We start from the raw sequence: 18630 nt of genomic DNA, 5'->3' as shown, positions 1-18630 counted from the left end.
GACCAGTCCGGTGACCTCGGCCACCGAGACCACGATGTCGATCGGCTACGGCAACGGGAGCGGAGAGCTGCCGGTCATCGGTGACTGGGACGGCGACGGAAAGGACAGCCAGGGCATCGCCAGGTGACTCCTGAGATGACGATGGGGGCGGACACGGAGTCCGCCCCCATCGGTGTTTCCCAGGGCTTCAGGCGATTTCCCGATACCGGGACGCGGGGAAGTTCATCGGGTCAATCGGTGGGAAGCAGATTCACGTGAGCGTAGCGAGCGGCTGCCGCACCCGTGTTCAAAGCCCAGTATCGGTCGCCGTACGACCAGTGCCACCATTCGGTGGGGTAGTTGACGAACCCCGCTCCGGTGAGCGCCGAGGAAAGGATCTCCCGGTTGGCGCGGGCCTCGGCCGAGACGTTCGCCGCAGCCGTGTAGCAGGCGTCGTCGCTCTCCTCGGGACTGGCGTTGACCTCGGTGCCCATCGGCAGTTCGTCGCCGGCCGCCGTGCACAACGTGAGGTCGACGGCGGCGCCGCAGACGTGGGGAGCGATGTGGGGAGGGGACAGGGACCGGCTGGTCTGCACGTAGAGGTGATCTTCCGGCCAGTCGGGGTTGGCGTCGCGAAGCCTGCCCGCGTAGGCCGTGAAGTACTGCTCCTGCAGCGTATAGGGGCGGTATCCCTCGACCACGAGAAAGCGCAGCCCGTGCGGCAGGAGCTTCTGCGCCGCCAGTAGCCTCTCGGCGAGCCCCTGACGGAGATGGGCGTACGCGCCCGCCGGGTCGGCGAGCCGCCGGTCCAGCAGGAGCTCCGGGTATGCGCGCAGGTCCACCAATGGTTCTCCGGACTCTTCGACCGGTATGGCGGACACGCGTGGATCGGACATGATGATGATCTCTGACATGGTGCTCTACCTGTCAACTCGGCCAGGCGAAGCGATCGCCTGCGGCAGCTGACCCCCGCGACGCGGTGGGCGGGTCTCACGCTGTCGACCCTTTCCCGCCAGGTTCGGCCGATCTTCTAGAAATTCTCTTCAAAAACGCGACAAGCACTCTGTCCAGTGTGTGGTGACCATACCTTCGCCGGGTGACCTTCGTTTCCCGCCCCGGTGGGTCCTCGTGCATCCGGCGCCGCGACGGCGGGACGCGGTACGGCGATTCCGGCGCCGCCGTACATAGAGCAAGCCGGCGAACGTTCGCGGACACCGCGCTAGGCGAGAAGTTCTTCGTACTCCCGGGTGCCGAACCGGGAGAAGATCTCCAGGGCGGTGGAGCGGAGCCGCTCGGCCTCATGCTCCTTGCCATTCGCCTCATTCACCCGTGCCAGGTCACGCAGGCAACGAGCGCGGAAGAGCGGCAGGCTCAGGTCGTCCCACAGGCCGACCGATCGAATCAGGTGGGCCTCCGCCTCGGAGTACCGGCCCTGTGCGAGGTGCAGTTCTCCCATCGTGCGGAGGATCAACGCCTCTCCGAAGCGATCGGCCTGCTCGATGCACACGCCCTGAGCGCGCACCAGATCGGGCAGCACCGAGGCGCCCTTGCCAAGTCTGATCCGGGTCTTGGCCAGGGCCTGCACCGCGTAGGCCTCCATGAGAGTGTCGCCCGACTCTCGCAGCAGGTCCACCGCCCGCGCGCACATGTCCTCAGCCTGGTGCAGGTCGCCCGACGCGCGATACACCAGCGAGATCGATCGCAGCGTGAGGGCCTCCCCTCGCTTGCTGCCGAGGCGCCTGAAGGCGGCCAGTGCCTCGTCGAACAGGCACAGAGCGGCCTTGTCCTCACCTCGCTCAAGGCAGACCGACCCAGCCAACCGGCTGACGTAGCCGATGCCCGTGTCGTCGCCGAGTTCGCGGAAGGCGGCGATTGCGAGATCCAGGTACAGGGACGCCTGCGGGAAGTTCGCCTCCTCGCGGTAGGCGGTACCGATCTCCGCGAGGGTCACCGCCTCTCCGCGCGCGTCACCGGCACTCCGGAACAGGGGAAGCGCGTCGTGGAAGAACGCCTTGGCCTCCGCGTAGCGGTCCTGCCGGTAGCGCAGCTGGCCGAGCCCGACCAGCAGGGTCCCCTCGCCCAGTAGGTCGCCGGCCCGCCGGGCCGCGATCAGGGCCGCGTCGTGGGTGCGCCACCATTCCTCGAACCTGCTGTCCACGGAGAACGACGAGGAGCACAGCGCCGCGGCCACCTCGCAGACCACGTCGTGCAGATCCATCGCGGCGGCCCTCTCCACCGCCGTGACGAGCGCGGGAGCCTCCGTGTTGAACCACGCGGTCATGCCGGTGGCGACCCGCTCCGCCACGTCCTCGCCCAGTTGGAACGCCTTGGTGTACTGCTTTCGCAGCGTCAGGGCACCTGAAGGGCTTCTGGACGCCGTATGCGTGATCAGCCACAGCCAGCCGCCCAGGGCCCGCGACATCGCGGCAGCGCGTTCCTCCTCGGTATCCTCCGACTCCGCCCGCTCGGCCCCGTACACGCGCAGCAGGTCGTGCACGCGGTAACGTTCCTGTTGGGCGGCGTCGACGGAGGCGAAGTCGACGAGCTGGGCATCTATCAGCCGCTCGAGAACCTCCTCGCCGACCGGTTCCGATACGCCGAGAAGCGCGGCCACCACCCAGGAGGCGAAGTCGGGAACCCCCAGCAGCCCGAGGGCGCGGAAGGCCTTCTTGGCCTGCTCGTCGAGTCCCTCGTAGCTCAGCGCGACGCTGGCGCGTACCTCGACGTCACCGGCGGTCAGCTCGTCCAGCCTGCGCCGCTCGTCGTCCAGCCGGGTGGCCAGCGTGTGGAGTGACCAGTGCGGCCGGGCGACCAGGCGCGCGCCGGCCGTGCGAAGCGCGAGCGGCAGGTTGCCGCAGAGAAGGGCGATGCGCTGGGCGGCATCGCGCTGGGCGTCGACACGCTCGCCTCCCACGACGCGGGCCAGCAACTCGAGCGCCGTGTCCGGTTCCAGGACATCGAGATTGGTGTGGTTGGCCCCGGCGAGGCCCGCAAGCCTTCTCCGGGTAGTGATCACCACGGCGCAGGTGGGGCTGCCGGGCACCAGAGGGCGGACCTGCTGCTCGCTTCCCGCGTCGTCGAGGAGTATCAGCACCCGCCGGCCGGTCAGGATGCTGCGATAGGCGTCGACGATCTCGTCGGGCGTGTCGGGGACCGCGGTGGGCGGCACTCCGAGGGCTCGCAGGAACCGTCCCAGCACATCTGCGGGCGGGACGGGAGAGCCGCTGCCGCCCCGCAGATCGGCGTACAGCTGACCGTCGGGGTAGGCCTCGATGACCTGGTGCGCGACCTTGACCGCGAGCGCGGACTTGCCCACACCACCCTTGCCGGAGATCACGCAGACCGTGACCGCGTCGCTCGGGGTACCAAGGCAGGTGACCAGCTCGCCGACCTCCCTGTCGCGTCCGGTGAAGTCGGCCAGGCCGCGCGGCAGATTGCCAGGCACCACGTCCCGTCTCGCCTGGCCAGGGTGTCCAGGATCAGCATGTGCGACGGCGGCCTCGACCGGTTCGCCCGACGGTGCCGGGCCGGTGCGAGCGGCCTCCACGGGAGCGGGTACCGGAGAGGATCGCGAGACGGGAGGTCCTGCCATGGACGGCGGAGCCATTGAAGGAGGCGGGCTGCCCGGCGGCTCGACCGCGCCGGGTAATCGGAGCGTGGCCAGGGAGGACTCGACCCGGGTCAGCGACGCGTCCCCGCGCAGAATGGCTTCGAAGAGGCGGCGCAGCTCGGTGCCGGGGTCCACGCCGAGCTCGTCCGCCAGCGTGCGGCGACCCTCGTGGTAGACCGACAACGCGTCGGCTTGGCGGCCCATACGGTAGAGCGCCGCCATGAGCTGGCCGCGAAGCCGTTCCCGTGTCGGATACGCCCACACCAGCTCGGTGAGCTCGCCGATCAATTCCGACTCCATGCCGATGGCGAGCTCGGCGTTGATCCGCTCCTCAAGGACGGTCAGGCGCGTCTGCTCCAGCCGCTCGGCCTCCCCCCGCAGGGCGTCGCCGATGCCGCCGAGGGCGGCTCCCCGCCAAATCGCGAGCGCGGCTCGCAGCTCCGCGGCGGCGAGATCGTGGCGGTGATACGTGGCGTGGTCCCGGCCTTGCGCGACCTTCCGCTCGAACGTCTGCAGATCGAGCTGTCCGGGCACCGGTCGTATCAGGTAGCCGGGTGGCCTCGTCTGGAGGAGGTCGTCGTGACCATCGAGAGGCAAGCCGCGGCGGAGTCCGTGCACGTAGGTCTGGACCAGCGCATGCGCGCTGTTGGGCGGGCTGTCTCCCCACAGCGACTCCACCAGGCGCTCGGTCGAGACGACCCTGCCGGCGTTGAGGAGCAGAGCGGCCAGGAGGGCGCGGGGTTTGGGGCCGCCCAGCGACAAGCGCTGATCATGGTGCCACGCCTCTACCGGACCGAGCAGACGCAACTCCAAGATCCTGATCCTTCCGAGTCCTCGGGCCTGGTCCATCAGATCATGGAACGGGTCGGCGGAGCCAGATTCCGATTCAGGCGACATGGACGGACGGGGAGCCCTCTTCGAGGGGCGCTGGGCTGCCGCCGCCTGTCGGGCACCCTTAGATGACCGCGCCGTCGTCCCAGCCGGAGTCGGGGGGCGGGCCGTCGCCCATGCGGACGATCAGCGCGACGAAGCCTCCGATGAACGCCGCGATGGCGGCGAAGATGATCCAGCCGTCCATCGGCCAGTTCAGCAGCGTGGCCAGGAGCAGGTAGGCGGGGCCGCCGAACAGCGCGAGCCAGGCGATCTTGGTACCGGGGTCCATCTTGGGGACCGGGGGCGGGGGAGGCGGAACGTAGTGGTCCTCGTCCTCGGCGACGGCCGCGCGCTCCTCCTCGCGAGGCTCCGCGGGAACCTCCGCCTTCACCTGCTGGGGGGCGTCATCGGCCGGGACGTTCTCGCGGTCGGGCCACGGCTGCCCGCCCGAGGTCGGCTCGGCGGTCTCGTTGAAGGAGGCGACGATCTGACGCCAGACCTCGTCCTCATCGCTCTGTGGCGTCACCGGTCACTTCGATTCGTTCCTATGCTCATGGGTGCGCTCGCTGGATGGCTCGGGCTACTGATCGTGCTCGGTGGGTGGCTCCTGGTCGCTCGCTCGGTGGCCGCCGGCAGGTGTTCCGCCGCCCCGGCACGGGCCGCCACCGAGGCCGGATCAGTCCTTCTGCAAGGGTACCGACGCGTGGGCCTTGATGAACTCCAGGCTCCCTCGGAAAATCGCCGGCGCATCGTTGTCGAGGGTCGCGACGTGGTAGCTGTTCAGGCACTCGCGCACCGTCAGATTGTCGCCGAGGACCTCGCGCAGGAGCGCGACGCTCGCCGGTTTCACGACATGATCCTCCGGGCTGTGGTAGACGAGCACGGGCTGGGTGATGCGGCCGAGCTCCGACTGCACGAGCGACCACAGCTTGGGCAGCGTCGCCGCCGCCCTGAGCGGCGTGCGGGTGTATCCGAGCTCGGTCACCCCCTCCCGCTTGATGTCGTTGGCCACCCCGGTCACCGAGGGCAGCACGAACTTCAGCACCGGAGCGAGCTTCAGCAGTGGCGCGTCGTTGACGATGGAGGGGTTCACCACCACCACGCCCCGCACCGCGGGCCCGTGCACCTCGGCCAGCCTGAGCGCCATGCACCCGCCGAGGGACAGGCCCATGACGAAGACCTCCGAGCACCGGCTCCTGAGGTTCTCGAACGTCCTCTCCAGCTCGGCGTACCAGTCCTCCCACCGCGTGCGGTTCATCTCCTGCCAGGTCGTCCCGTGCCCGGGCAGGCGGGGAAGCGAGATGGTCAGGCCCGCCGCGGCCAGGTGTTTCGCCCACGGCCGCAGCGACTGCGGCGTCCCGGTGAAACCGTGGCAGAGCAGGACCCCGACCGGGCCACCTTCGTGCTGATACGGCTCGGAGCCGGGCATGAGCGGCATGATGGGTTCCTCTCCTGATGCGGCTCGCCCGATCGTCGCACGTTCGGGTGCCCTCCCGCGAGATCCGCGCACCCGGTGTCGCGCACGTCCGGCCCGCGGGGTGTAGGTGCCGCGCGTCCGGCATGCGAAGATGACGCCACGCCGGTTACGCCGGTGTGAACACGACATGAGCCGGAGAAGGGGTGCCCAAGTGTTCTACTGGGTGGTGAAGGCCATTCTCGGTCCGTTCCTCCATCTGGTGTTCCGTCCCTGGGCCGAAGGCACCGAGCATGTGCCGAAGGAAGGCCCGGTGATCCTGGCGGGCAACCACCTGTCGTTCGCCGACCACTTCTTCGGCGCGTTGCCGCTGCCCCGCAAGGTCATCTCGCTGGGCAAGGCCGAGTACTTCACCGGGCGCGGTTTGAAGGGGCTGTTGAGCCGGACGTTCTTCACCGCGGTCGGCACGGTGCCCATCGACAGGTCCGGCGGCAAGGCCAGCGAGGCCGCGCTGCGCACCGGGCTGCGCGTCCTGCGCGAGGGCCACATCCTCGGAATCTACCCCGAGGGCACCCGCTCGCCCGACGGGCGTCTCTACAAGGGCAAGACCGGCGTGGCCCGCCTGGCCCTGGAGTCCCGGGTGCCGGTGATCCCCTGGGCGATGGTCAACACCTTCGAGATGATGCCGCCCGGACGGCCGTTGCCCAAGCTCGGCATCCGGCCCGGCGTGAAGTACGGCCAGCCGCTCGACTTCTCGCGCTACTACGGCATGGAGGAGGACAGGCTGGTGCTCCGGGCGGTCACCGACGAGATCATGTACGCCCTCATGGAGCTCTCGGGCCAGGAGTACGTCGACAAGTACGCCGCCAGCGCCAAGGTCGAGCTGGCCCGCGCGGAGAAGCGCCCCACCTCCTCCGGAACCGCCTGACTCGGAACCGCCTGCCCCTCCGGATCGCCTGCCCTCCGGACCGCCTGCCTCGGGGATCACCTGAATCGGGATCAGCCGGGGGCGTTCACGCCTTTGAGCGCCGCCGATCCCGGGCGCCGGCCACGGCCACCTGGCCGAGGCTGATGCCCGCGTCGTTGGGCGGGACGCGGGTGTGCACGAGCACCGTGAACCCCTGCTCCTCAAGCAGTGCGCTCGCCCGCTCCAGGAGGAACAGGTTCTGGAACACCCCTCCGGACAGCGCCACGACCGGCAGGCCGGTGTGCTCGCGCACGCGCAGGCAGCCCGCCACGATCAGCCGGGCCACCCCGTTGTGGAAGCGCGCCGAGATCAGCGGCGCCGCCACCCCGGCGCGCGCGTCCTCCAGCACCGCCTCGACGAGATCCCGGCCGGCCACCGCGAACGCGCCGGGCCCGCCAGGCGACACGGTGTACCCGCCGACGTCACCGGCTGTGACGGTGTACCCGCCGGGGTCCTCGTGCGGCCTCCGTGCCGCAGGCCCGCCGGAGTCCTCGTCCGGCGTTCGTGCCGCGTCGAGGATCCGGCAGGGGTAGGCGCGGTGTTCGCCGGGGTCGGCGATCTGCTCCAGCTCGATGGCGGCCTGCCCCTCGTAGGTCACCTCGTCGCGGCCGGTGGTGAGCACCGCGACGGCGTCGAACAGGCGGCCCATGCTGGAGGTCGCCGGCGCGTTGACGCCTCGCTCGGCCATGGCGACCACGGCGTCCCACCGGGCGGCGTTCCGGGCACGTACCCCGAGCGCTTCGGGGACCCGGGAGCCGAGGTAGGCGGCGGCCATCCGCCACGGCTGCCGGATCGCGGCCGCCCCGCCGGGCATCGGCACCGCCGCCAGGTGCCCGGCGCGCCGGAACCCGGCCAGGTCGGCGACCAGGAACTCGCCGCCCCACAGCGTGCCGTCGGGGCCGTACCCCAGCCCGTCGAACGCCACGCCGATCACTCGGCCCGCCGTGCCGTTGTCGGCCATGCACGAGGCGATGTGCGCGTGGTGGTGCTGGACGCCCACCAGGTCGACGCCCTCCCGTTCGAGCGCGTACTTCGTCGAGAGGTACTCCGGATGCAGGTCGTGCGCCACCACCTCGGGTCTGATGCCGAACAGCCGCTCGAAGTGCCCGGCCCCCTCGGCGAACGAGCGCAGGGTCTCGTAGTTCTCCAGGTCGCCGATGTGGTGCGACACGAACGCCCGCCGCCCCTCCGCCAGGCAGAAGGTGTGCTTCAGCTCGGCGCCGCACCCGAGCACCGGCCGGGGGAGGTCGTCCGCGAGCGGTGAGGGCGCGGGGACGTAGCCCCGGGAGCGGCGGATCGGCAGCTCCCTGCCGCGGAACACCCGGACCACGGAGTCGTCCGTGCGCGTGTGGATCGGCCGGTCGTGGGTCAGGAAGACGTCCGCGACGCCGTCCAGGCGCTTGAAGGCCGTCTCGTCGGCGTAGGCGATCGGCTCGTCGGAGAGGTTGCCGCTGGTCAGCACGATCGGCTCGGGGAGATGCCGCAGCAGGAGGTGGTGCAGTGGGGAGTAGGGCAGCATGACGCCGAGCGAGCCGGCTCCCGGGGCGACCGAGGGGGCGACTTCCGCGTCCGCGCGGCGGCGCAGCAGCACGATCGGCCGCCGCCGGCCGGTGAGCAGCCCTTCCTCCTCCGGCCCGATGGCGCACAGCCGTCGCGCGGAGGCCAGGTCCGGGGCCATCAGGGCGAACGGCCGGTCCTCGCGGTGCTTGCGGGCGCGCAGCGCCGTCACGGCCCGCTCGTCACCGGCCCGGACCGCGAGGTGGTAGCCGCCGATCCCCTTGACGGCGAGGATCCGGCCCTGACGCAGCAGCGCCGCCGCCGCTTCTAGCGGGTCGCCGGGGATCTCGAGCGGGGAGGCGTCGAGCAGCCGCAGGCGCGGGCCGCAGGCGGCGCAGCACAGCGGCTGCGCGTGGAACCGCCTGCTCCCCGGGTCGTGGTACTCCTCCGCGCACGCGCCGCACATCGGGAAGGACGCCATCGTGGTGGCGGCCCGGTCGTACGGCGAGGCCAGCACGATCGTGAACCGCGGACCGCACGCGGTGCAGTTGATGAACGGGTAGCCGTACCTGCGGTCGGCCGGATCGGACAGCTCGCGCAGGCAGTCGGCGCAGGTGGCCACGTCCGGCGAGATGAGGGCACGTCCCCGTCCCGCCCCGGTGCTGGGCGCGATGCCGAACCCCGGCTCGCCCGTGACGGGGATCCGCCGTGTGGTGACCCGGTCGACGACCGCCAGCGGGGGCGGCCTGTCCCGCACGGCCCGGACGAACTCGTCGACCGCGCTGGAGGCCCCCTCGACCTCGATGAACACCCCATGCTCGTCGTTGCCGACGACCCCGCACAGGCCGAGCCCCGTGGCCAGCCGGTGTGCGAAAGGGCGGAACCCGACCCCCTGGACGACACCGTCGACCCGGACCTCGGCACGGATACGAGAACTCACAAGATCAGTTTCCGTCCCACCCCGCTCCCGATCAACGACCCCACGCCCAGACCCACGGGATCTGATCCAGGTCCGCGGCAAGCCGCAAGGTCGGCAGTGCCGGGACCCGGTGAACGTTCGGGGCGCTAGGAGGCCGGGGTCTCCTCGGCGGCGGCGCCGGCGACCTGGCCCCGGGCGTGTTCCAGGAGGCGGGCCATGGCGAGGCTGTCGTCCAGAGACATGATCGCGCTCTCGGTCAGGCCCTGGGCGAGCATGTCGCGGACCTCGCGGATCTCACCGGCGTACCCGTTGTCGGAGGCGTCGATGACGTGCTCCTCCGGCTCGCCGGCCGGGCCGTGCAGGACCAGGCGCCGGGTGGCGAAGAAGGGGGCCGCCAGCTCGGCGCGCATCGTCGTCCCGGTCACCGTGGCGGCGTTGGAGAGCGGGCTGAGCAGGGAGGTGTCCAGCAGCGCCCGCGCGCCGTCGTTCCAGGACATCAGCAGCCCCGCCTCGGCGTCGACGCCCGAGGCGGACAGGGAGCCGCTGACGGCCATCGCGTCGGGTTCCCCGAGCAGGAGCTGCGCCAGCCCCATCGGGTAGATGCCGAGGTCGAGCAGGGCGCCGCCGCCGAGCGCGGGATCCCACAGCCGGTGCGCCGGGTCGTAGGGCGAGGTGAACCCGAACGAGGCGGAGACCGACCGCAGCGTGCCGAGGCTCCCGTCGCGTACGAGCCCCTGCAACCGCTGGACGAGCGGGTTGAACCGCATCCACATGGCCTCCATCAGGAAGACCCCCGCCTCGCGGGCGAGCTTGACCATGCGCTCGGTGTCGGCGGCCGTCACGGCCAGCGGCTTCTCGCACAGGACGGCCTTGCCGGCGGCGATGGCGAGCTCGGCGACCTGCAGGTGGAGGGAGTGCGGCGTCGCGACGTACACCACGTCGACCTCCGGATCGAGCGCGAGCTCGGCGTAGGAGCCGTACGCGCGGGGCGCGGCCAGCTCGTCGGCGAGCCCGCGCGCCCGGCCGAGGTCGCGCGACCCGACGGCGGCCACGCGCATGCCCGGCTCCGCCGCGATCACCTGCCCGACCGTCCGCGCGATCCCGCCCGTGGCCGCGATACCCCATGACAGCACGACTGCTCCTTCCAGATGCGACTCACCGGCGTGTCACCTGAGGTTCCTCGCCGGACTTACGTGGTTGTAGCGGCACTTCAGGCCGTTCGGCCGTACAGCGGTTCGGTGGTTCGGTGGTGTTCAGCGGGTCCGGCCGTTCGGCGGATCAGCGGGCCGGTGGTTCACCGTGCCGATGGCCGGCCAGGCGGCCGGCGGCGGCGGACCAGAGCGCGGGATCGCCCGCCGGCTCGTAGGAGGTGATCGGCTCGCTGCGCCGGACCAGCTCGCGGATGTCGGTGACCAGTCCGTGGGCGCGGGCCTGGACCAGCGCGTTGCCGAGCGCCGCCGCCTCGACCGGACCCGCCTGCACCGGCAGGCCGGTGGCGTCGGCGGTCATCTGGCACAGCATGGCGTTGCGCGCCCCGCCGCCGACGATGTGGACGACCTTCACGTCGTGGCCGCTGAGGCGGACGGCGTCGCCCAGGGCCCGCCGGTAGGCCAGGGCCAGGCTCTCGAGCACGCACCGCACGGTCTCCGCCGGGCCCGCGGGAGGGCGCTGGCCGGTGCGCTCGCAGTATGCGGCGATGCGCCCCGGCATGTCGCCGGGCGGCAGGAACAGGGGGTCGTCGGGATCGATCAGCGCCGCGAACGGTCGCGCCCGCCCGGCGGCGGCCAGCAGGCCCGCCAGGTCGGGGGCGCCCCAGGCGCGCAGGCACTCCTGGAGGATCCACAGCCCCATGACGTTGCGAAGGTAGCGGGTGGTGCCGTCGAGGCCGCCCTCGTTGGTGAAGTTCGCCTCGCGGCTCTCCTCGGTGAGCACGGGCGCGGGAAGCTCGACGCCGACCAGCGACCAGGTGCCCGAGGAGATGTAGGCGAACCTCGGGCCGGTTGCGGGCACGGCGGCCACCGCCGAGGCGGTGTCGTGCGAGGCGACGGCGATCACCGGCACGCCGCCGGACGCTCGCCGGCCCGAGGCGCCGGCGGCCGGCGTCCCGCCGTCGCCGGCCTCACCGGCGCCGATCTCGGCCATGACCTCGGCGCGCAGGACCCCGGCGGGGGAGCCGGGCGGGCGGAGCGCCGGGAAGATCGTGTCGGGGATGCCGAGGCGGCCCATGAGGGGCCGTGCCCAGTCGCCGGAGCGGACGTCGTACAGGCCGGTGGTCGAGGCGTTGGTGACCTCGGCGCCGATCGAGCCGGTCAGCCAGTAGGTGAGCAGGTCGGGGATCATGAGGAGGGTCGCGGCCCGTTCGAGGGACGCGCGGTCGGCGAGGAGCTGGTAGACCGTGTTGAACGGCAGGAACTGCAGGCCGCTCACCTCGTACAGCGACGCGGCCCCCACCTCGGCGGCCACCCGCTCCATCACCCCGGCCGTGCGCTCGTCGCGGTAGTGCACCGGGTTGCCGAGCAGCCGGCCCGCGGAGTCGAGCAGGCCGTAGTCGACCGCCCAGGCGTCGATGCCGACCGAGTCGACCGGCCCGGCCTCGCCCAGGCCGTCGAGCACGCCCTGGTAGAGGGCCAGGATGTCCCAGTGGAGGGTGCCCCCGGCGCGGACCGGCCGGTTGGGAAACCGGTGGACCTCGCGCAGCTCGACCCCGCCGGCGTGGACGTGCGCGGTCATCACCCTCCCGCTTGAGGCCCCGAGGTCGACGGCCGCGAAGACGCCCTCTTCGCGCCTTCCCCCGGCCGCCCTGGGGATGGGTGCGGCGACCGTGCCCGCTTTCTGCGCGCCGGCGTCCCTTCGGTGGGCGGCGGCCGCCGTGGCCGGCTCCTTGCCGCCGGACACGGCGCCCGCGCGGGCGTCAGGCATGGCGGGTGGACTCGCGGGCGATGAGCTCGGGCTGGAACATGATCTGCTGGTGGGCATGGCTCCCCGGGTTGTCGCACTCGTCGAGGAGGAGCTCGGTGGCGATGCGGCCCAGCTTGAACGTGGGTTGGCGGATCGAGCTGAGCGACACCGCGGACGCCGCCGCGAAGTCGATGTCGTCGTAGCCGATGATCGCCACGTCGTCGGGCACGCGGACGCCGGCCTGGAGCAGGCCCCTCAGCAGCCCGAGGGCGAGCAGGTCGTTGGCGCAGAAGATCGCTTCGGGCAGCCGGCCGGACGCGATCAGCGTCTCGGCCGCCCGCTGCCCCGCCTTGGCGTTCATGGCGGGCATCTCGACGGCCGAGAGGGCGGTCGCGGGGTCGAGCCCGGCCGCCGCCAGCGCCTGACGGGCGCCGTTCATGCGTTCGATGCACTGGCGGATGGTCAGCGGGCCGGTGACGTAGGCGAGCCGGGTGGCGCCGCCGTCCAGGAGGTGGCGGGCCGCCGTCCAGCCGCCGGTGATGTCGTTGACGGCCACCGAGCACTGGTCGGGACTGTGGGCGGGATGGTCGACCAGCACCACGCTGATGCCGCGGTCGCGGATCACGTCGAGCCGGCCGGGATCCTCGTCGGAGGGGGTGATCAGCAGCCCGCGCACGCGCTGCTCGGCGAAGACGCGCAGGTTGCGCTCCTCCTTCACCCGGTCTCCTGAGGAACTGCCTAGGATGACGGCGTAGCCGAGCTCGCTCGCGACGTCCTCCACGCCGGCGGCGACGTCGGTGAAGAACGGGTTGCCGATGTCGATCACCGACAGGCCGATCGTGCGGCTCTGGCCGGCGCGCAGCGTGGACGCCGAGCCGTGGCGCACGAAGCCCAGCTCGCGGATGACCTGCTCGACCCGGGAACGGGTCTCGGCGGCCACCTTGTGCGGCCGGTTGAGCACGTTGGACACCGTGCCGGGGGAGACCCCGGCCTGTGCGGCGACCTCCTTGATGCTCACCGTGCCTCCGGCGCTCCCCGTGGCCATCCGGACTCCTTCAGTGGTCGGCGTTCATTAAAACGTGCCAGTGGCGGCGCGCGCCAGGTCTCGTACGAATATCACACGAGGCGGCCACGCCAGGCGTGGAGCAGGGGTGAGCAGGCACCGGTAACGCTCTGGAAACAGCGCCTTCACACCCCATTGACATCGCCACCGGGGCGGCCTTACCGTCCCGGCAAGGCCATTAAAACGTTTTTCTGCTGACGTGCCAAACGCTCGGAAGGGACGGGCCAGGGTGAAGGATCCGGGCGAGACCGGGGCGCCTCGAGGGCAGGCCTCCGGCACGGCTCCGCCGGTGCTCGCACTACGCGGGGTCAGCAAGTCGTTCGGCGCCGTCCGCGCGCTGCGGGAGGTGTCGCTGGAGCTGTTCGCCGGCGAGGCGCACGCGCTCGCCGGCGAGAACGGCGCGGGAAAGTCCACGCTCGTCAAAACCTTGTCCGGCGTCCACCGCCCGGATGAGGGGGAGATCCTGCTCGACGGCGCGCCGGTGGAGTTCGGCGGCCCCGCCGCCGCCCAGGAGGCCGGCGTCGCCGTCATCTACCAGGAGCCCACGCTCTTCCCCGACCTGTCGGTCGCGGAGAACATCTTCATGGGCCGCCAGCCGCGCGCCGGCTTCGGCCGCATCGACCGGCGCGCCATGCGCGAGGAGTCCGCCGCGCTGTTCAAGCGGCTCGGCGTGGCGCTCGACCCGGGCAGGCCCGCGCGCGGCCTGTCCATCGCCGACCAGCAGCTGGTCGAGATCGCCAAGGCGCTGTCCCGCGAGGCGCGCGTGCTGATCATGGACGAGCCGACCGCCGCGCTGTCGGGCAACGAGGTCGCCCGCCTGTTCAACGTCGTCAAGGCCCTCAGGGAGCACGGCTGCGCGGTGCTGTTCATCTCCCACCGGCTCGACGAGATCTTCGAGCTCTGCCAGCGCGTCACGACCCTGCGCGACGGGGCGTGGGTGGCAAGCGAGCACATCTCCGGGCTGACCCCCGACGACCTGGTCCGGCGCATGGTCGGCCGCGACCTCGACGCCCTTTATCCCAAGCAGGAGACCACGCCGGGCGAGGTCGCGCTCACCGTCGGCCGCCTCACGCGCGAGGGGGTGTTCACCGACGTCTCCTTCGAGGTGCGGCGCGGCGAGATCGTCGCGCTGGCCGGCCTGGTCGGTGCGGGGCGCAGCGAGGTCGCCCGCGCGGTCTTCGGCGTCGACCGCTGGGACGCCGGCTCGGTGGAGGTCGGCGGACGCCGGCTGCCGGCCGGGAGCCCGACCGCCGCGATGGCGGCGGGCCTGGCCCTGGTCCCCGAGGACCGCCGGCAGCAGGGCCTGGTCATGGACCTTTCGATCGAGCGCAACATCGGCCTCACCGGCCTGCGCAGCGTGCGGCGCGGCCCGGTCATCTCACGGGCGGCCGAGCGCGACCGCGCACGTGACTGGGCGACGCGGCTACAGCTCAAGTTCACCAGGCTCGGCGACGCGGTGAACGTCCTGTCCGGCGGCAACCAGCAGAAGGTCGTGCTGGCCAAATGGCTCGCCACCGATCCGGCCGTGCTGATCGTCGACGAGCCCACCCGGGGCATCGACATCGGCACCAAGGCCGAGGTGCACCGCCTGCTGTCGGAGCTGGCCGGGCGGGGCATCGCCATCCTCATGATCTCTTCTGACCTGCCGGAGGTGCTGGGCATGGCCGACCGGGTGCTCGTCATGCACGAGGGCCGGCTCACCGCGGAGATCCCGCGCGAGCGGGCCACCGAGGAGAACGTCATGTCGGCCGCCACCGGCCGCGACGCGGGGGCCGCCGCGTGACGGCCGTCGCCGCCGGCCGCGACGGCGCCGGGGGACGCAGCGCGCGCGGAGTGGTGGAGATGATCTTCCGGGCGCGCGAGCTCAGCCTGGTCGCCGCCCTGGCCGTGCTGGTCGCGGTCACCGCCGCCGCCAACCCGAACTTCCTGTCCGGGCAGGGCGTGAAGGACATCTTCCTCAACACCTCGATCCTCGCGCTGCTGGCCGTCGGCCAGTCGCTCATCGTGATCACCAGGAACATCGACCTCTCCGTCGGGTCGGTCGTCGGGCTGGTCGCCTTCACCACGGGCCAGTTCCTCGCCGCCGACCCCGGCGGGCGGGGCGTCGCGCTCGCCCTGGTCTACGGCATCGCCGTCGGCGCGGCGTGCGGGCTGGTGAACGGCCTGCTGGTCAGCTTCTGCCGGGTGCCCGCCCTGGTCGTCACCCTCGGCACGCTGTACGTCATCCAGGGCCTCGACCACTACATCGCCCACGGCCGGCAGATCAACGCCGTCGACCTCCCGCCCGCCGTGCTCGCGCTCGGCAACGAGGGCGTGTTCGGCGTGCCCTACCTGCCGATCATCACGGTCGCGGTGATGCTGGCCACCGGCTACTACCTGCGCTCCTATCCCTCGGGACGCGACTTCTACGCGATCGGCTCCAGCCCGGAGGCCGCGCGGCTGGCCGGCGTGCCGGTGCGCCGCCGCGTCCTCGCGGCCTACCTCTTCAGCGGCGCGCTCGCCGGGCTGGCCGGGGTGCTGTGGCTCGCGAGGTTCGGCACGGTCGTCGCCGACTCGGCGCGCGGCTGGGAGCTGCTCGTGGTCAGCGCCGTCGTGGTGGGCGGCGTGGCCATCGTCGGCGGCGTCGGCACCGTGTACGGCGCGGCGCTCGGAGCGCTGCTGCTGACCACCATCGGCAGCGCCCTGGTCGTGCTGAAGGTGAACTCGTTCTGGCAGCAGGCGCTGACCGGTGCGCTGCTGCTCCTTGCCATCACCGTCGACCGGGTGCTCGCGGTGCGGGTCACGCGGCTGCTGCGCAGGAGGAGCGTCCACCATGGCGCCTGACCTCATGACCACCGCCGGCACCGGCGAGGCGGCCCCGCCCGCGGCCGGCCGGTCTCTGATCAGCCGGTTCGCCCGCTGGGACGTGCTGGTCACCGCGCTGCTCATCGCCGTGTTCCTGGCCGGCGCGGCGGGCTCGCCCGACTTCGCCAACACCGGCAACCTGTCGTTCGCGCTCGGCGACCTCGGCGAGATCGCGCTCATCGCGCTGGCGATGACGCTTCTCGTCGTCGCCGCCGAGGTCGACCTCTCGGTCGCGTCGGTGCTCGGGCTGTCCAGCGCGCTGCTCGGCGCCCTGTGGGACGGCGGCTGGCCCATCGAGACGATCATCCCGGTGGTGGTGGTCGTGGGCGCGGTCTGCGGGCTGGTCAACGGCCTGCTGGTGACCCGGCTCGGGCTCCCCTCGCTCGCGGTGACCATCGGGACGCTGGCCCTCTACCGAGGGCTCGCCTACGTCGTGCTCGGCGACAAGGCGGTGGCGGAGTTCCCGCAGGCGTACACCGATCTGGTGACCGGCGACGTGCCCGGCACCCCGATCCCGTACCCGGTCGCCCTGTTCGTCCTCCCCGCGATCGTCACGGGCATCGTCCTGCACGCCACCGGCGTCGGGCGGGCGCTGTTCGCCATCGGCGCGCAGGAGGAGGCCGCCTTCTTCGCCGGCATCCGCGTCAAGCGCATCAAGCTGGTGCTGTTCGTGGTGGCGGGCACGGTGGCCGCCTTCGCCGGCGTCGTCTACACCCTCAGATACGGCAGTGCCCGGGCCGACAACGGGTTCGGCGTCGAGCTGGCCGTCATCGCCGCCGTCCTGCTGGGCGGCGTCGACTTCGACGGCGGCAAGGGCACGCTCGGCGGGGTCATCGCCGGCGTGCTGCTCATCGGGCTGCTGCGCAACCTGCTCATGCTCAACGACGTGGCGACCGAGATCCAGTCGATCGTCACCGGCCTCCTCCTCATCGTCTCGGTGCTCACCCCGCGTCTCGCCGCCGTCCTCCGGCAGCGGCGCCGCGCCCCGTCTTCACCCACCCCCCGGTCCACGGAAGAAAGAAATCGATGATGACGCATTCTGCGCGGCGCTTCGGCTCCGCGGTCCTGGCCTCGAGCGTCCTCGCGCTAGGGCTCGCGGCCTGCGGCGGCACCACCAAGGGCTCCACCGAGGCGTCGTCGGCGCCGGCCCAGCCGACGTCCTCGGCGCCCGCCAAGGCCGACCCGAACGCGCCCATGAAGCAGGGGCTGAAGCTGGCCTTTCTCCCCAAGGCGATCAACAACCCGTACGAGACGATCGTCGACAACGCGGGCATCGAGGCCGCCAAGGAGTTCTCCGGCACGGCCAAAGAGGTGGGCCCCTCCGACGCGTCGGCGTCGTCCCAGATCTCCTACATCAACACGCTCACGCAGCAGGGCCAGGACGCCATCCTCATCGCCGCCAACGACGCCAACGCCGTCTGCGGCCCGCTGAAGCAGGCCATGGCCAAGGGCATCAAGATCGTGGCCTACGACTCCGACGCCGCCAAGGAGTGCCGCGACATCTTCATCAACCAGGCCAGCTCCGAGGAGGTCGGCCGCAGCGAGGTCAAGCTGCTCGCCGACATGATCGGCCACAAGGGCGACATCGCCATCCTCTCGGCCACAGCGAACGCCACGAACCAGAACACCTGGATCGAGTTCATGAAGGACGAGCTCACCAAGCCTGAGTACAAGGACATGAAGCTCGTCAAGGTCGCCTACGGTGACGACGAGGACCAGAAGTCCTTCCAGCAGACCCAGGGTCTCCTGCAGGCGTATCCCAACCTCAAGGGCATCATCTCCCCGACCACGGTCGGCATCTCGGCGGGCGCCCGCTACATCTCCGGCTCCAAGTACAAGGGCAAGGTCGTGCTGACCGGCCTCGGCACGCCGAACCAGATGCGCCAGTTCGTCAAGGACGGCACCGTCCAGAAGTTCGCCCTGTGGAACCCCAAGGACCTCGGCTACCTCGCCGCCTACGCCGCCGCCGCGCTGTCCTCCGGGCAGATCACCGGCGCCGAGGGCGAGACGTTCAAGGCCGGCAAGCTCGGCGAGAAGACGATCGGCAAGGACGGCGAGATCATCCTCGGGCCGCCTTTCACCTTCGACGCCTCCAACATCGACCAGTTCGACTTCTAGACGCGGCCCGCGCCCCTGGCGGTCCAGTCCCATCGTGTACGGCTCGCGCGGGAGCGCCCGCCCGCGCGGCCGGGGCGATCCCCCCGGCCGCCGCCCGCGCGAGCCACAGGTGAGGAGCTATAGATCTTGAAGCGTGTGTGCTTCCTGCTGAAGGTCAGGCCCGAGCGGCTGGAGGAGTACCGCCGCCGCCACGAGGCCGTCTGGCCGGAGATGCTCGACGCGCTGCACGCCACCGGCTGGCACAACTACTCGCTTTTCCTGCGCGCGGACGGCCTGCTCGTCGGCTACCTGGAGACTCCCGACTTCGAAGCGGCCCGCGCCGCCATGGCCGAGACGGACGTCAACGCCCGCTGGCAGGCGGAGATGGCGCCGTTCTTCGAGGAGCTCGACGGGCGCCCCCCGGACGAAGGCATGTTCACGCTCGACGAAGTCTTCCATCTCGACTGAT

At 71.5% G+C, this 18630-nt stretch carries 14 protein-coding genes; 6 read left to right on the top strand and 8 right to left on the bottom strand.

The genetic code is table 11. The annotated features are described in order from the left end of the window. Positions 1-230 precede the first annotated feature (230 nt). The 4 genes from MYF83_RS40055 to MYF83_RS40040 form a co-directional block, all read right to left on the bottom strand. Positions 231-893, bottom strand: coding sequence for a M15 family metallopeptidase (locus tag MYF83_RS40055; protein ID WP_248966040.1), 663 nt, complete (start codon positions 891-893; stop codon positions 231-233). A 305-nt stretch (positions 894-1198) separates the two neighbouring features. Next, positions 1199-4402: an AfsR/SARP family transcriptional regulator gene (locus MYF83_RS40050; protein ID WP_248966039.1), complete on the bottom strand. Its 3204-nt coding sequence runs from the start codon at positions 4400-4402 to the stop codon at positions 1199-1201. Positions 4403-4544: 142 nt separating this feature from the next. Then, a complete protein-coding gene (locus MYF83_RS40045; protein ID WP_248966038.1) occupies positions 4545-4988 on the bottom strand; it encodes a hypothetical protein in 444 nt (147 codons plus the stop codon). Positions 4989-5138: 150 nt separating this feature from the next. Continuing rightward, complete coding sequence (locus MYF83_RS40040; RefSeq protein WP_248966037.1) at positions 5139-5900, bottom strand: alpha/beta hydrolase; 762 nt, start codon at positions 5898-5900, stop codon at positions 5139-5141. Positions 5901-6090: 190 nt separating this feature from the next. On the opposite strand from MYF83_RS40040, the gene MYF83_RS40035 reads away from it, so the two are divergent. Further along, a complete protein-coding gene (locus tag MYF83_RS40035; protein WP_248966036.1) occupies positions 6091-6804 on the top strand; it encodes a lysophospholipid acyltransferase family protein in 714 nt (237 codons plus the stop codon). Between the two features lie 85 nt (positions 6805-6889). Here the strand turns inward: MYF83_RS40035 and hypF are convergent, their stop codons facing one another. From hypF to MYF83_RS40015, 4 genes are all read right to left on the bottom strand, one after another. Further along, positions 6890-9280: a carbamoyltransferase HypF gene (gene hypF / locus MYF83_RS40030; protein ID WP_248966035.1), complete on the bottom strand. Its 2391-nt coding sequence runs from the start codon at positions 9278-9280 to the stop codon at positions 6890-6892. Between the two features lie 125 nt (positions 9281-9405). Next, positions 9406-10392, bottom strand: coding sequence for a Gfo/Idh/MocA family protein (locus tag MYF83_RS40025; RefSeq protein ID WP_248966034.1), 987 nt, complete (start codon positions 10390-10392; stop codon positions 9406-9408). Between the two features lie 145 nt (positions 10393-10537). After that, positions 10538-11989 carry a rhamnulokinase gene (locus MYF83_RS40020; RefSeq protein WP_248966044.1) on the bottom strand — a complete coding sequence of 484 codons (1452 nt, stop codon included), beginning with the start codon at positions 11987-11989 and terminating at the stop codon, positions 10538-10540. Positions 11990-12170: 181 nt separating this feature from the next. Further along, the gene (locus MYF83_RS40015) at positions 12171-13202 is read right to left on the bottom strand and encodes a LacI family DNA-binding transcriptional regulator (protein ID WP_248966033.1); all 1032 of its coding nucleotides are present in this window, start codon (positions 13200-13202) and stop codon (positions 12171-12173) included. A gap of 307 nt (positions 13203-13509) precedes the next feature. Here MYF83_RS40015 and MYF83_RS40010 point away from each other — a divergent pair, with 307 nt between their 5' ends. The 5 genes from MYF83_RS40010 to MYF83_RS39990 all read left to right on the top strand — a co-directional run bounded on the left by MYF83_RS40010 (position 13510) and on the right by MYF83_RS39990 (position 18629). After that, positions 13510-15003, top strand: coding sequence for a sugar ABC transporter ATP-binding protein (locus tag MYF83_RS40010; RefSeq protein WP_248966043.1), 1494 nt, complete (start codon positions 13510-13512; stop codon positions 15001-15003). Next, positions 15000-16043 (top strand): ABC transporter permease, encoded by a 1044-nt coding sequence (locus tag MYF83_RS40005; RefSeq protein WP_248966032.1) that lies wholly within the window; start codon positions 15000-15002, stop codon positions 16041-16043. Before MYF83_RS40010 ends, MYF83_RS40005 begins: the two co-directional genes overlap by 4 nt. After that, on the top strand, positions 16033-17094 hold the full coding sequence (locus MYF83_RS40000; RefSeq protein WP_248966031.1) for an ABC transporter permease: 1062 nt from the start codon (positions 16033-16035) through the stop codon (positions 17092-17094). Before MYF83_RS40005 ends, MYF83_RS40000 begins: the two co-directional genes overlap by 11 nt. After that, the gene (rhaS, locus tag MYF83_RS39995) at positions 17091-18182 is read left to right on the top strand and encodes a rhamnose ABC transporter substrate-binding protein (protein WP_248966030.1); all 1092 of its coding nucleotides are present in this window, start codon (positions 17091-17093) and stop codon (positions 18180-18182) included. Before MYF83_RS40000 ends, rhaS begins: the two co-directional genes overlap by 4 nt. Positions 18183-18308: 126 nt before the next feature. Continuing rightward, positions 18309-18629: an L-rhamnose mutarotase gene (locus MYF83_RS39990; protein WP_248966029.1), complete on the top strand. Its 321-nt coding sequence runs from the start codon at positions 18309-18311 to the stop codon at positions 18627-18629. The last annotated feature ends 1 nt before the right edge of the window (position 18630 follow it).

The organism is Sphaerisporangium perillae, from assembly GCF_023276435.1.
In the GTDB taxonomy this organism is placed as follows: Bacteria; Actinomycetota; Actinomycetes; order Streptosporangiales; family Streptosporangiaceae; genus Sphaerisporangium; species Sphaerisporangium perillae.
This window is presented reverse-complemented; position numbering and strand designations above follow the sequence as displayed.